13 protein-coding genes are annotated in these 13,650 nt (G+C 58.5%); 6 read left to right on the top strand and 7 right to left on the bottom strand.

The window, feature by feature from the left end; all coding sequences use genetic code 11:
- Positions 1 to 23 precede the first annotated feature (23 nt).
- Positions 24 to 1,163: a type IVa pilus ATPase TapW gene (tapW, locus tag G5168_RS14440; protein ID WP_005353124.1), complete on the bottom strand. Its 1,140-nt coding sequence runs from the start codon at positions 1,161 to 1,163 to the stop codon at positions 24 to 26.
- Between the two features lie 58 nt (positions 1,164 to 1,221).
- Complete coding sequence (locus G5168_RS14435; protein ID WP_005353120.1) at positions 1,222 to 1,578, bottom strand: DMT family protein; 357 nt, start codon at positions 1,576 to 1,578, stop codon at positions 1,222 to 1,224.
- A gap of 112 nt (positions 1,579 to 1,690) precedes the next feature.
- Between G5168_RS14435 and G5168_RS14430 the strand changes: the two genes are divergently transcribed.
- The 3 genes from G5168_RS14430 (at position 1,691) to G5168_RS14420 (ending at position 4,389) form a co-directional block, all read left to right on the top strand.
- Positions 1,691 to 2,422, top strand: coding sequence for a substrate-binding periplasmic protein (locus G5168_RS14430; protein WP_421252385.1), 732 nt, complete (start codon positions 1,691 to 1,693; stop codon positions 2,420 to 2,422).
- A gap of 96 nt (positions 2,423 to 2,518) precedes the next feature.
- Positions 2,519 to 3,526 (top strand): vitamin B12 ABC transporter permease BtuC, encoded by a 1,008-nt coding sequence (gene btuC / locus G5168_RS14425; protein ID WP_421252384.1) that lies wholly within the window; start codon positions 2,519 to 2,521, stop codon positions 3,524 to 3,526.
- Between the two features lie 65 nt (positions 3,527 to 3,591).
- A complete protein-coding gene (locus G5168_RS14420; protein ID WP_216951571.1) occupies positions 3,592 to 4,389 on the top strand; it encodes an ATP-binding cassette domain-containing protein in 798 nt (265 codons plus the stop codon).
- A gap of 116 nt (positions 4,390 to 4,505) precedes the next feature.
- Here the strand turns inward: G5168_RS14420 and G5168_RS14415 are convergent, their stop codons facing one another.
- The gene (locus G5168_RS14415; RefSeq protein ID WP_064336455.1) at positions 4,506 to 5,567 is read right to left on the bottom strand and encodes a 3-deoxy-7-phosphoheptulonate synthase; all 1,062 of its coding nucleotides are present in this window, start codon (positions 5,565 to 5,567) and stop codon (positions 4,506 to 4,508) included.
- 144 nt (positions 5,568 to 5,711) lie between these two features.
- Between G5168_RS14415 and G5168_RS14410 the strand changes: the two genes are divergently transcribed.
- Positions 5,712 to 6,092: a diacylglycerol kinase gene (locus G5168_RS14410; protein ID WP_005337641.1), complete on the top strand. Its 381-nt coding sequence runs from the start codon at positions 5,712 to 5,714 to the stop codon at positions 6,090 to 6,092.
- Between the two features lie 81 nt (positions 6,093 to 6,173).
- On the opposite strand, the gene serA is transcribed toward G5168_RS14410, so the two are convergent.
- The 4 genes from serA to G5168_RS14390 all read right to left on the bottom strand — a co-directional run bounded on the left by serA (position 6,174) and on the right by G5168_RS14390 (position 10,678).
- Positions 6,174 to 7,406: a phosphoglycerate dehydrogenase gene (serA, locus tag G5168_RS14405; RefSeq protein ID WP_005337639.1), complete on the bottom strand. Its 1,233-nt coding sequence runs from the start codon at positions 7,404 to 7,406 to the stop codon at positions 6,174 to 6,176.
- A gap of 314 nt (positions 7,407 to 7,720) precedes the next feature.
- Entirely contained in the window at positions 7,721 to 8,374 is a 654-nt protein-coding gene (gene rpiA / locus G5168_RS14400) for a ribose-5-phosphate isomerase RpiA (protein ID WP_005353106.1), read from the bottom strand.
- 161 nt (positions 8,375 to 8,535) lie between these two features.
- Positions 8,536 to 9,132 carry a 5-formyltetrahydrofolate cyclo-ligase gene (locus tag G5168_RS14395; RefSeq protein ID WP_005337635.1) on the bottom strand — a complete coding sequence of 199 codons (597 nt, stop codon included), beginning with the start codon at positions 9,130 to 9,132 and terminating at the stop codon, positions 8,536 to 8,538.
- A 211-nt stretch (positions 9,133 to 9,343) separates the two neighbouring features.
- Complete coding sequence (locus G5168_RS14390) at positions 9,344 to 10,678, bottom strand: Na+/H+ antiporter NhaC family protein (protein WP_421252383.1); 1,335 nt, start codon at positions 10,676 to 10,678, stop codon at positions 9,344 to 9,346.
- A gap of 333 nt (positions 10,679 to 11,011) precedes the next feature.
- Here G5168_RS14390 and dapB point away from each other — a divergent pair, with 333 nt between their 5' ends.
- Positions 11,012 to 11,824: a 4-hydroxy-tetrahydrodipicolinate reductase gene (gene dapB / locus G5168_RS14385; RefSeq protein WP_005347132.1), complete on the top strand. Its 813-nt coding sequence runs from the start codon at positions 11,012 to 11,014 to the stop codon at positions 11,822 to 11,824.
- Positions 11,825 to 12,494: 670 nt separating this feature from the next.
- Positions 12,495 to 13,631, top strand: a complete 1,137-nt coding sequence (gene carA, locus G5168_RS14380; RefSeq protein WP_033113584.1) for a glutamine-hydrolyzing carbamoyl-phosphate synthase small subunit — start codon at positions 12,495 to 12,497, stop codon at positions 13,629 to 13,631.
- Positions 13,632 to 13,650 lie beyond the last annotated feature (19 nt).

The following is a 13,650-nucleotide window of genomic DNA, read 5'->3' as shown; positions in this document are numbered from 1 at the left end:
GCCCGGGGTTCTCGAGGGGCTAGTTAGAAAAAATCGCCCTTCTCGTCCTTGGTGGGTTCGAGGCTCCAGCCGGTGGCATCACTGCTGCTGGCAATCTGCCCCTTCTCCTTCCACAACTTGATCTTGAGGCGCAGGTTGTTGGCCGAGTCGGCGTTTTTCACCGCCTCTTCTTCCTCAATCACCCCTTCCACCACCAGATCGAACAGTGCACTGTCGAAGGTAACCATGCCGAGGGCCTTGGATTTTTCCATCACCTCTTTGAGGCCGCCAAATTCGCCGCGCTTGATCATGTCGCGGATGGTGTGGGTGCCGAGCATGATCTCCACTGCGGCCCGGCGGCCGCCATCGGTGGTTTTTACCAGCCGCTGGGAGACAAAGGCCTTGAGGTTGTTGCCCAGATCGTTGAGCAGTTGCGGACGGCGCTCCTCGGGGAAGAAGTTGATGATGCGATCCAGCGCCTGGTTGGCGTTGTTGGCGTGCAGGGTGGAGATGGCAAGGTGGCCGGTTTCGGAGAAGGCCAGCGCATGTTCCATGGTCTCTCGATCGCGAATTTCGCCGATAAGAATGACGTCCGGCGCCTGACGCAGGGTATTTTTCAGCGCAGCGTGGAAGCTGCGGGTATCCACGCCAACTTCCCGCTGGTTGATGATGCTCTTGCGGTGGCGATGAACGAACTCCACCGGATCCTCGATGGTAATGATGTGTCCGCCGCTGTTGCGGTTGCGGTGGTCGATAAGCGCCGCCAGCGAGGTAGATTTACCCGAGCCGGTACCGCCGACAAACAGTACCAGGCCGCGTTTCTCCATGATGGTGTCGAGCAACACAGGCGGGAGTTTGAGATCTTCAAAGCGGGGGATTTCGGTCTTGATGTTGCGGGCCACCAGAGAGACTTCGTTGCGCTGCTTGAAGATGTTGACCCGAAAGCGGCCGATCTGGGGCAGGGAGATGGCGAGGTTCATCTCCAGATCCTTCTCGAACTGCTGCTTCTGCTCGCCATCCATGATCTCGGCGGCGATCCGCGCCACTTCACCCGGCTCCAGCGGCGTTTCGTTGAGGGGGCGCAGGCCGCCGTTAAACTTGGCGCAGGGGGGCGCGCCGGTCGACAGATAGAGGTCTGAGCCATCCTGCTTGGCCAGGATCTGTAACATGTCTCGCAATTCCATTTTTTTGCCTCGTCGATCAATGAGATGCCATGAGCGGGATGATATTGAGTGTACAGCCTCAGGCGCCGGTCAGTTTCTCGCGAAAGACAAAAAAGACCGCACCGAGAATGCAGAGCCCTGCCCAGAGATAGTCCCATTTCAGATCTTCCTTGAGATAGAAGATAGAGAAGGGGACGAATACGGTGAGTGTGATCACTTCTTGCAAGATTTTAAGTTGGCCTACGCTCATCACCGTATGGCCGATGCGGTTGGCGGGCACTTGCAGCAGGTATTCGAACAGGGCGATACCCCAGCTCACCAGGGCGGCAATGATCCAGGGTTTATGGTTCATGCTCTTGAGGTGAGCGTACCAGGCGAAGGTCATAAAGACGTTGCTGCAGAGCAGCAGACCGATACTGGCGAAAATCGGGTTCATTGGGTTCTCCTTGAAAATCCGGCGCATTTTATCCCTGAACCACGGGTTTTCATACGTGGTGTGGGAGGGTATTTTTAACCAACAGGATAAGCCGTGCGAGGTATGCGACGGGATGGGCAAGTTATGCGGGATTGTGTTGTTACTGTTATTTGCCATGCCGGTGCGAGCGACCCCGACGCTGACGGTGGCCACCGATCTGTGGCCGCCATTTCGCATCCAGCAAGCGGATGGCCGGTTGCAGGGGCTCGACATGGACATCCTGCGCCGGTTGCAACAGGCGAGCGGCATTGAGTTGCAGGTACGGCGGATGCCGTGGGGCAGGGCGCTCAAGCAGATGCAGACCGGTCAGGTCGATCTGATGATTGGCCTCGCCTATACCGCCGAGCGGGCGCAGTTCATCGACTATCTGCAGCCTGCCTATTACCAATGCTGGCCCGCGTTTTATGGTCAGCCGGTCAATGTGGCCCGGATCCACCAATACCGCGATCTGCAGGGGGTGAAGGTGGGCTATGTGCTCAACTCCGCCTACTTTGAGCCCTTCAGCAGTGACAGCCGCCTCGACAAGCACGGAGTACCCACCGAAGATCAGCTGCTGCGCATGGTGCAGCGCGGTCACCTGCCGCTGATGATTGGCACCGACTGTCAGGTGGACTATGCCCTGAGTCAGGGAAATGCCAGCCGGATAGGCAAGGCGGACTACCGCCCCGCCACGCCGGTGACCCTCTATCTCGGGATGAGCAAGCACTCACCTCACCAGTCGCTGCGCCAGCCCTTGCTGGTGGCGCTGCAAAATCTGGTGGCCAGCGGCGAGATAAGCGTGATGGCAAAGCGTTACCAGCCTTGACCTTGGGTGGCAAGCCACTGTTATCATGCCCTTTTCCTGCTTCCCCCCGGCGCTGCGACAGGGCCGGGGGAAAGCCTTGTTATTCGGGGATCTTCCTTGTACCTCTCCCTTATCGCCCGCCAGCAGCGCTGGCAGCGGCGCTGGCTCTGTGGCCTGACGCTGCTGACCCTGCTGCTGTTTCTCTTCTCCCTCGTCTGGGGCGAGTTTGTGCTACTGCCCTGGCATCCCCTTGGCGATCTCGAACTGCGCATCCTGCTGGAGCTGCGTCTGCCGCGTGCCTTGCTGGCCCTATTGGCTGGCGCAGCCCTTGCTTGTGGCGGCGCCGTGTTGCAGGTGATGCTGCACAACCCGGTGGCCGAACCCGGGCTGCTTGGTGTCTCGAGCGGGGCTGGCCTTGCCGCCATGGTGGCGATGGCGGTGGCCAAGTCCCTCGGCCTCTATCTGCCCGGCTGGGGGCTGTCGCTGGCGGCCTTTGGTGGCGCCCTGCTGGTGACCATGCTGCTCATTCGGCTGGCTCGCCGGGCGCGTCTCGGCCATGCCCGCTTGCTGTTGTTTGGCGTCGCTATCGGTATTCTTACCAATGCCGCCATGACCTGGTTGATGTACTTTGCCGACGATGGTTCCTTGCGTGAATTCATGTTCTGGATGATGGGTAGCCTCTCTTACGGCAGCCAGCAGTTTGCCTGGTGGTGGCTGGTGCTGCCGCTCACCCTGGGCTGGCTCTGCTGGCAGGGCAAGGCGCTGCAACAGTTGTTGTTGGGGGAGACTCAGGCCCGCCTGATGGGGATGGATGTCGACAGGATGCGGGTGCGGTTGGTGCTGGCGGTCTGTCTGCTGACCGGTGTGGCGGTGTCGTTGTGTGGTGTCATCGGTTTTGTCGGGTTGGTGGTGCCCCATCTGCTGCGGCTCTGCGGTGGCTGCGATCAGCGCTTTCTGCTGCCTGCCTCGGCGCTTGGCGGCGGGGCCCTGCTGCTGGCGGCCGATCTGGTTGCTCGATCCACCCTGAGCACGGGGGAGTTGCCTATCGGCGTCATCACCGCCTCGGTGGGGGCGCCGCTCTTTATCTACCTGCTATTGAGGCAAACTGCCGATGGTGCTGCATGAATATCTGCATGATTTGGTCGGGGCGCGCAGTCTCCTTATTTACCCGTTGTTGAGGCAAGATGCCGATGTCACCCGCTGATCCCATGCCGGTTTCTTCTCGTGCTGCTGCGCCGCTGCTGGAAGCACGCGCACTCGCCATTGCCGGACGGCTCTCTCCCCTCGATCTTCGCTGGCATGGCGGCCAGCTGGTGGCGCTGCTTGGACCCAATGGCAGTGGCAAGTCGACCCTGCTCGGGGCGCTGGCGGGGATTTTACCCGCCGATGGCACAGTGCTGCTGGGGGGGGAAGTGCTTACTGACCTGAGTTGGCCCGAGCTTGCCAAACGGCGCGCCATGCTGCCCCAACGTCAGCCCCAGCTGTTTCATATTCCGGTGTTTCAGGTATTGAGCCTGGGGCTTGATGAGATGGTTGCACCTGCCAGACAGAACGAGGCGATAAATGCATTGTGCGAGGCATTGGAGCTGGAAGCTTTGCTGGCCCGGGACTTCAGCCGGTTGTCGGGGGGCGAGCAGCAGCGGGTGCTGATTGCCCGCACCCTGCTGCAGGTGTGGCCGAGCCTCAATCCGACCGGCAAGGTGCTGCTGCTGGACGAGCCGCTGGCGGGGCTCGACCTGCATCACCAGCTGGCGCTATTGCGGTTGCTGAAAACCCTGGCCGCTCAGGGCTTGCTGGTGGTGCTCGCCATCCACGATATCAATCTGGCCATCGACTGGGCCGACCGCATTCTCTGCCTGCAAGGGGGCGCGGTGGTGCGCGAAGGGGGTGTCGAGCTGGTGGATGAGGCGCTGCTGGCGCAGGTATTCCAGATCCGCACCGACCGCATCGAAGCTGCGGGGCGCGTGTGGTTTATGCCCAGTTTGTAAGTAGGGTGTACAGGAAAGAGGGCGCATGTAGGGTCGATTAGCGAAGCGTAATCGGCCGACGGCAAGAAGAAGGGGCCGGTATCAAAAATACTGGCCCCTTTGGTTTTATTCGCAGTTCAAGCCTGTTTGCTCAGGCGCACCTGCGCCGCCTCTGCCAGCATCGCCAGCAGGGTTTCGGTGTCGCTCCATGACAGGCAGGCATCGGTGATGCTCTGGCCGAAGGTGGCGGCGCAGCCGTTCTCCACATCCTGACGCCCTTCCACCAGGAAGCTCTCGGCCATGATGCCGGCGATGCCGGTACGGCCGCGGCGCAGTTGATCGCAGATATCTTGCGCCACCAGCAGCTGACGGCGGTGATCCTTCATGCTGTTGCCGTGGCTGAAATCGACCACCAGACGCTCCGGCAGGCCCACATCGGCCAACGCTTCACAGGCTTCATCGACACTGGCGGTGTCGTAGTTGGGTCGGTGGCCGCCACGCAGGATCACATGACCAAAGGGGTTACCGGCGGTGCGGTAGATGGTCATCTTGCCGTCCTTGTCCGGCGAATAGAAGATGTGGCTGTGACGGGCGGCGCGCACCGCATCGATGGCGATGCGGGTATTGCCGTCGGTGCCGTTTTTGAAGCCGACCGGGCAGGAGAGGGCCGAAGCCATCTCGCGGTGTACCTGGGATTCGGTGGTACGTGCGCCGATGGCGCCCCAGGTGATGAGGTCGGCAATATACTGGCCGGTCACCATATCGAGGAATTCGGTGGCAGTGGGCATGCCGATCTCGTTGATGTCGACCAGCAGTTTGCGCGCCAGTTTCAGCCCTTCGTTGACATCGAAGCTGCCATCGAGGCGCGGATCGTTGATCAGCCCTTTCCAGCCGACGATGGTGCGCGGCTTCTCGAAATAGGTGCGCATCACGATGCAGAGGCTCTCTTTATACTGCTCGCGCAGGGCGTTGAGGCGCTGGGCATACTCGCGAGCAGCAGCGGGATCATGGATAGAGCAGGGGCCGACAATGACCAGCAGGCGCTGATCGTCTCCGGCCAGAATGGCTTCCACTTCGCGACGGGCATCCAGCAGATTCTGGGCAATGGTATCGGTGATCGGAAACGCGTGTGCAAGCTCGCTCGGAGTGATCAGTGACTCCAGGCGACGGGTGCGCAATTCATCTGTGTGAATGGACATACAACTCAAGTCTCGAGTGGGTGGTGTCAGCCGCAAGGGGCGAAAAAGCAAAGAGATAAAATAAAGCAAAAGTCCCCTGATTGAAACCTTGGGGGGCTCTGATAGGATGTGAGGCCAAAATCGATTCCAAATGAGGTAGATAGCGTGGCAAAGCCAGGGGCAACCGGGGTCACCCGCATCATCAACGCAACCGGTTACAGCATGAAGGGGCTCAAGTCAGCCTGGATTAACGAGGCGGCTTTTCGGCAGGAGCTGATGCTGATCCTGTTGCTGATGCCGCTGGCCTTCTGGCTGGGGGATTCCCTCAACCAGATCCTGCTGCTTATCGTCATCAGCTGGCTGGTGGTGATCGTCGAGATCCTCAACTCTGCCATTGAAGCTGTGGTAGACAGGGTTGGCTCCGAGCATCATGAGCTCTCCGGTCGCGCCAAGGATTTGGGCTCCGCCGCCGTCTTTATCGCGCTGGCCCTGAACGCCCTGGTATGGGGGGCGCTGGTGGGCCGCAACCTGTTGGGGTGGTGGTAAGCCACTACGCTGCCTTTAGGTTCTGCTTCATAAAAAAGCCCGTCATCACGACGGGCTTTTTGCTGCGCAGATAAGGGTCTATCAGTGGAGGATGCGGGCGCGGATGGTGCCGTTGATCTCCTTGAGTTTGGCGAGCGCCTTCTCGCTGTGCTCGGTCTCCACGTCGATCACCACGTAACCGATATGGCTGCTGGTCTGCAGGTATTGACCGGCGATGTTGATCCCCTCTTCGGCGAAGATCTGGTTGATCTGGTTCATCACGCCCGGCTGGTTGCGGTGAATGTGCAGCAGGCGGCTGGAGCCCTTGTGGCCCGGCAGCGATACTTCCGGGAAGTTGACGGCGGAGAGGGTGGAGCCGTTGTCGGAGTATTTGACCAGCTTGTTGGCCACTTCCAGCCCGATGTTCTCCTGCGCCTCATGGGTGGTGCCACCGATGTGCGGGGTCAGGATCACGTTCTCCAGCCCCCGCAGCGGGCTTTGGAACTCCTCGTCATTGGACTTGGGCTCGACCGGGAAGACGTCGATGGCGGCGCCAGCAATATGGCCGCTCTTGATGACGTCAGCCAGCGCATCGATATCCACCACGGTACCGCGGGCGGCGTTGATGAAGATTGCGCCCGGTTTCATCATCCGGAGCTGCTCGGCACCGATCATGTTCTTGGTGGAGGCGGTCTCCGGCACGTGCAGGCTGATGACGTCAGACATATTGAGCAGCTCGACCATGCTTGGCACCTGAATGGCGTTGCCCAGCGAGAGCTTGTTCTCGATATCGTAGTAATAAACCTTCATGCCTATGCTCTCGGCGATGATGCCGAGCTGGGTGCCGATGTGGCCGTAGCCGATGATGCCGAGCTTCTTGCCGCGCGCTTCCACCGAGCGGTTGGCCAGTTTTTCCCACACGCCGCGATGGCACTTGGCGTTCTTCTCGGGGATGCCGCGCAGCAGCAGCAGGATCTCGCCCAGAACCAGCTCGGCGACCGAACGGGTGTTGGAGAAGGGGGCGTTGAAGACCGGAATACCGCGGATCTGGGCCGCTTCCAGCTCGACCTGGTTGGTACCGATGCAGAAGCAGCCGATGGCGACCAATTTGTTGGCGGCGTCGAGGACTTTCTCGGTGATCTGGGTGCGGGAGCGCAGCCCGATGAAATGGACGTCGCGGATCTGCTCAATCAGCTCCTCTTCGGAAAGCGAGGTCTTGAGATACTCCACACTGGTGTAACCTGCGGCACGAAAGGTCTCTACGGTGTTGGGGTGAACCCCCTCCAGCAGCAGAACCTTGATTTTATCCTTGTCCAACGAAAACTTGGCAGTCATGACGATCCCTCTGTATGTGCAAACGTAAGTGCAGATTTGGTGTGCGAAGAAAACCGTAAAGTAGCAAAAACGTTTGGGAGAGGGAATATTTGTGACGAAAGTCAAATTCTTTGAAGTTATCAACGAATGTTGTAAACATCCGTATGCAACTTGTTGAGGGATAAATAAAAACGGCGCCATCAGGCGCCGTCATTTATTCACAGTGCAATGTTTGGGTCATATCCCATCCCGGGGCTCAATCAACGCCGCTGCTGCGTCAGAGGTTGCAGAGTGGCGCTGGCGTGCGAGGGAGGATTGTGCTGCCGGTGTCGGGATTACTGGGTAATCACGCCATCCGGCGTACCGATCAGGACCACATCGGCGCCGCGCGCGGCGAACAGGCCGTTGGTGACCACGCCAACAATGGCGTTCAGTCGCACTTCCAACGCCTTGGCGTCGGTAATGGCCATGCCTTTCACATCCAGAATGTGGTTGCCGTTGTCGGTGACGACCCCTTCACGCCACACCGGGTTGCCACCCAGTTTGCGGATTTCGCGGGCCACGTATTCGCGGGCCATCGGGATCACTTCCACCGGCAGCGGGAACTGGCCCAGCACGTCGACGGTCTTGGTGTTGTCGATGATGCAGATGAATTTGTCAGCGACGGCGGCAACGATCTTCTCGCGGGTCAGGGCTGCGCCACCGCCCTTGATCATGTCGCGGGTTGCGTTGATCTCGTCGGCGCCATCCACATAGACGGAGAGGGCGTCGATCTCGTTGAGATCATATACGGTGATGCCGAAGCCCTTGAGGCGCTCGGTAGAGGCCACGGAGCTGGATACCGCCCCCTTGATCTCGTCCTTCATGGTCGCCAGCGCGTCGATAAAGTGGTTGACGGTAGAGCCGGTGCCCACCCCGACGATGGTGCCGGGAACCACATACTTGAGCGCAGCCCAACCGGCCGCCTTCTTCATTTCATCTTGAGTCATGATCGTTCCTTAAGAAAAAAGCGGGCGCATTATATCCAACCCGGTACCCCGTCGCGACCTTGTTGCTCACGTTCCTGGGCAAAAAGAGGGACTTTGTAAATCGTTTGCCTGTTTATTCTGCGTTTGCGCGCACAAAGCCGGGATTGCCGGCCAAAAACAGCCTATTCAAAGCGCCAGCAGTGGCTCGGGGTGATGATCTGGGGCAGCGGCACATCCCACTCCTCTTGCGGGACGGCATCCACCTGCTGGCAGTCGTGGGCAATGCCTAGTGGCTTGGGGCCCAGCTTGTGCTCATGCCAGATGGCGAGAGTGCGATCGTAGTAGCCGCCCCCCATGCCAAGGCGATTACCCTGGGCATCGAAGGCAACCAGCGGGGTGCAGATAAGATCGAGCGTGCTATGGGGCACCACCTGCAGGATATCCAGCTCGGGCTCTTCGATGCCGTAGCGGTTGCGCACCATGGGGCTGGTGGCGGTATAGCGCAAAAAGAGCAGGTGACCCGGGGTAAAGGGGTGGAGCACCGGCAGGTAGACCTCTTTGTGCTGGGCCCACAGCCAATGGATGGTGGGCAAGGGGTTGATCTCCCCATCATTGGCCAGATAGAGGGCAATGCGTTTGGCGGCGAGGATCTCGGGGTGTTGCTTGAACTGGGCCAGCAGCTGTTGGGCCGCCGCCTGCTGCTCGGCCGGACTCAGATTTTTACGGCGTTGACGAACCAGTTGGCGCAGGGATTGACGTTCGGGTTGGGACTCATGCATGGGGAACCTCTGGCATAGCTGCGCATCGATGGCTTGAACGCGCTCTACCTTAGCACATTCACTCTTGACGTTAAGGGGGGCAGGGAAACCCCGTCCCGGACGGCTGATGCCCGGAACGGTGGGATAAATGCTGGCGGATCCGATAGTGAGTCAACAAGGGCCAGGGTGTGGCCCCTGTTGATGGCATGTCGGTGCGCCAGCGTCTGGTCAGTTACTTCTCAGCCTTGCCGCGCATCTGGTGCTTCACAAACACTGCAATGAGTGCCGCTACCGCGAGTGCCATCGGGTAGAAACTCATGCTTACTACCGCCAACGGCGACAGGGCGAAGATGGATCCCAGCAGCAGCGCCTGTGCGCCCCAGGGGATCAGACCCTGTACCACGCAGGAGAAAATATCGAGCATGGAGGCGGCGCGGCGCGGGATGACACCGTGGTGTTCGGCCAGATCCCGGGCTACTTTGCTGGCGACGATAATGGCCACCGTGTTGTTGGCGGTGCAGAGGTTGGTGAGGCTCACTACCCCGGCGATGCCGAGCTCGGCCGCTTTCTCGTTCTGTTCACCATTGTGCTCGCGAGTGAAACGGGCAATCAGGGCGCTGATGCGCTCGCTGATCCAGGCCAGTCCACCCTGACGCTCCATCAGGGCGCCGAGGCCGCCGATCAGCATGGAGAGCAGGAAGATCTCCTGCATGCCGGTAAAGCCCTGATAGATATCCTTGCTGAACTGACCGATGGCGTAGCCGTTGATCATGCCCACCACTCCGGCGGCCAGAATGCCGATCCCCAGCACCACAAACACATTCACTCCGGCGAGCGCCAGCCCCAGGATCAGCAGATAAGGCATCACCTTGAACAGCTCTATGGCGCTGCCGCTGGCAGGGGATTCACCCACTGAGCCCAGGGTCAGATAGAGCAGGATCACCGCGATGGCGGCAGGGGCCGCAATCTTGAAGTTCTCGCGGAACTTGTCCTTCATCTCGCACCCCTGACTGCGGGTTGCTGCTATGGTGGTGTCGGAGATGATGGAGAGGTTATCGCCAAACATGGCGCCGGAGAGAATGGTACCTGCCATCAGCACCGGATCGATACCGGCAGCCTGTGCCACACCGAGGGCCACCGGCGCCACTGCACCTATGGTGCCCATGGAGGTGCCCATGGCGGTAGCAATAAAGGCAGAGATGAGGAACAGTCCGGGCAACAGCGCCCAGCCAGGGATGAGCGACAGGCCCAGCGCCACGGTGGCATCAACCCCGCCGGTGGCCTTGGCAACGCTGGCAAAGGCGCCCGCCAGCAGATAGATAAGGCACATCGCCATGATATTGCTGTGGCCAACCCCCTTGAAGAAGGTCTCCAGATTGCTGTTGAAGCTCTCTTTGCCAAGCAGCAGGGCCAGCATTACCGCAGGCAAGGCAGCAACCGGAGCGGGCAGCTGATAGAAGGCGAACTCGACCCCCTGCAGGGTCAGCCAGGTACCGGTACCGATAAAGAGTGCGAGAAAAACCAGAAGTGGCAGCAAGGCCCTGGCACTGGGTTGAGTCTGGATCATGTGTTCCTCTGAAATTGAACAATGACCTCCTGTCATGAACTGCTTTGTACCTGTATCGGATAGGGATAGGGGGAAAACAGGGCGGGCATCCTGCCGCATTGGGGTGCCCACAGTAGTGAGTCAACCCCACAAGGTCAAGATAGACGTCCAGATGGATAGGTGTTTTTATCTTTCGATTTTGTCACTCTGACTAAATCCGTTAAATGTTCGGATTAAATTAAATATTTCGTTTATTTGTCGGTTGTCTCTGCTGGCTCACTGTGGGCTTTTCAAACCCGGCGCGGGCTGGTAAAACGGTCTCTTTCCATAATTAAAAGAGATGAGAGGGTGGAGATGGACAATCCGATCCGTGTGGCCGTGATGGGCTGTAATGGTCGTATGGGCAAGGTGCTGCTGGAGGCCATCACCAACACCGATGGCGTGGTGGTCGGGGCTGCATTGGAGCGGCCGGGCTCGGCGGTGATCGGCCTCGATGCCGGTGAGCTCAATGGGCTGGGCCATCTGGGTGTGGCCATCAGTGACAGTCTTGACAAGGTGCGTGACGAGTTTGATCTCATCATCGACTTCACCCGCCCCGAGGTGACCCTTGCCAATCTGGCTTTTGCGCTGGCCCACCACAAGCAGATGGTGATTGGCACCACCGGTTTTGACGATGCAGGCAAGGCCGCCCTGAAAGAGGCGGGCAAGCAGATCGGTATCGTGTTCGCCTCCAACTACTCGGTCGGGGTCAACCTGGTGTTCAAGCTGCTGGAGCAGGCCGCCAAGGTGATGGGGGATTACACCGACATCGAGATCATCGAGGGCCACCATCGCCACAAGGTGGATGCGCCATCCGGTACTGCGCTCTCCATGGGTGAAGTGGTCGCCAAAACCCTGGGTCGCGATCTCAAGGAGTGCGCCGTCTATGGTCGCGAGGGGATCACTGGCGAGCGGGATCGCAACACTATCGGCTTTGCCACTATTCGCGCTGGCGATCTGGTGGGGGAGCATACCGTCATGTTTGCCGATATCGGCGAGCGGGTGGAGATCAGCCACAAAGCTTCAAGTCGCCTGACTTTCGCCAACGGTGCTGTGCGGGCGGGCAAGTGGCTTGGTCAGCAGGGTGCAGGCCTTTATGACATGCAGGATGTGCTCAATCTCAAGTGATGCCTCTGAGCGGCACTTTCGTACTACTGCTACCCCAGTGAAAAACCCCGGCTTGCCGGGGTTTTTGCTGTCAGTCAGCCAGAGTTTGTGTAAAAAGACACGCTGCCTGCAATTTTTAACTGAACGCCTTATAAATCACACTGTTGTGTTATCTGCCAGATTTTCCCTTCCTGAATGTCATCACCAGGTAACAGATTTGAGCATCTTTATGGCGGATAAAGCCATTTTTTTACACCGACAAGAAAAGACTAAAAATTCAAACGTAGAAAAACGTTTTCCATTTTTCATGTTCACTCTTGTCATCATAAAAGCGTTAAATCTGTCATTAATGTTTTTTGTGTAAAAATAAATGCCATTGTTTTAATTGGTTTTTTTGTTTGTTTTTGTTGCTATCGCTGGCTTGATGTCATCTTTTGGTGGTGGTTTTTCCTTTTCTTTCATGGGAGGGGGTTGCAAAGCAATCAAGTGCATAGATAATGGGTAATGTTGCTTTTTTATTGAATTTAGATGCATTTCATCTGAGAAAAGACGTTGAAATGCCACTTTTTTTAAGTAGAATGCGCCCAATTTGCCAGAAATCTGCCGGGTTCGAGTCCTGTCCAAGACCGGAACCGAGCCCGCAACACCCAGGTAAATTGCTGAATTTAAAGCTAAATAACTGGAGGTTGTCTTGAATCACACTGCATTGCTAGTGCTGGAAGATGGAACTGTGTTCAAAGGCGTGTCGATAGGCGCCGAGGGATGTTCCGTTGGTGAAGTGGTTTTCAATACGTCGATGACGGGCTATCAGGAAATCCTCACCGATCCCTCTTATTCCCGTCAGATCGTCACCCTCACTTACCCCCATATAGGCAACACCGGCACCAACAGCGAAGATGAAGAGTCCAGTCAGATCCATGCTCAGGGATTGATCATCCGGGACCTTCCGATACTTGCCTCCAATTTCCGCAATCAGCAATCCCTCTCCGAATACCTCAAGTCTCACAACATAGTTGGCATCGCCGACATCGACACCCGTAAACTGACCCGCATCCTGCGCGAGAAAGGCGCTCAGGCTGGCTGCATTCTGGCCGGGAAACAGGTCGATGAAGCCTATGCTCTCGAACAGGCCCGCGCCTTCCCCGGTCTGAAGGGGATGGATCTGGCCAAAGAGGTGACGGTTGGTGAGGCGTACAACTGGACCGAAGGGAGCTGGCAGCTTGGCAAGGGGCACGTCACCCCAGATGCCGACCAGCTGAAATACCACGTGGTAGCCTATGACTTTGGCGTCAAGCGCAACATCCTGCGGATGCTGGTTGACCGTGGCTGCCGCCTGACCGTGGTGCCTGCCAAGACCCCGGCCGCCGAGGTACTGGCGCTGAACCCGGATGGCATCTTCCTCTCCAACGGCCCCGGCGACCCCGAGCCGTGCGACTACGCCATCGAGGCCATCAAGACATTCCTTAATACCAACACGCCGGTGTTCGGCATCTGTCTGGGTCACCAGCTGCTGGGTCTGGCCTCCGGTGCCAAGACCGTCAAGATGAAGTTTGGCCACCACGGCGCCAACCATCCGGTGAAGAGCCTCGATGACAACACCGTCATGATCACCGCTCAGAACCACGGCTTTGCGGTAGACGAGAACAGCCTGCCGGATTGCCTGCGCGCCACCCACGTCTCCCTGTTCGATGGTTCCCTGCAAGGTATCCATCGCACCGACCGTCCGGCCTTCAGCTTCCAGGGACACCCCGAAGCGAGCCCGGGCCCGCACGACTGTGCCGGTCTTTTTGACCACTTTATTGAATTGATTAAGCAGTATCGCGCCTAAGAAATAGAGGAAAGAGTTT

It is taken from the genome of Aeromonas sp. 600724 (genome assembly GCF_049175135.1).
In the GTDB taxonomy this organism is placed as follows: domain Bacteria; phylum Pseudomonadota; class Gammaproteobacteria; order Enterobacterales; family Aeromonadaceae; genus Aeromonas; species Aeromonas veronii_A.
This window is presented reverse-complemented; position numbering and strand designations above follow the sequence as displayed.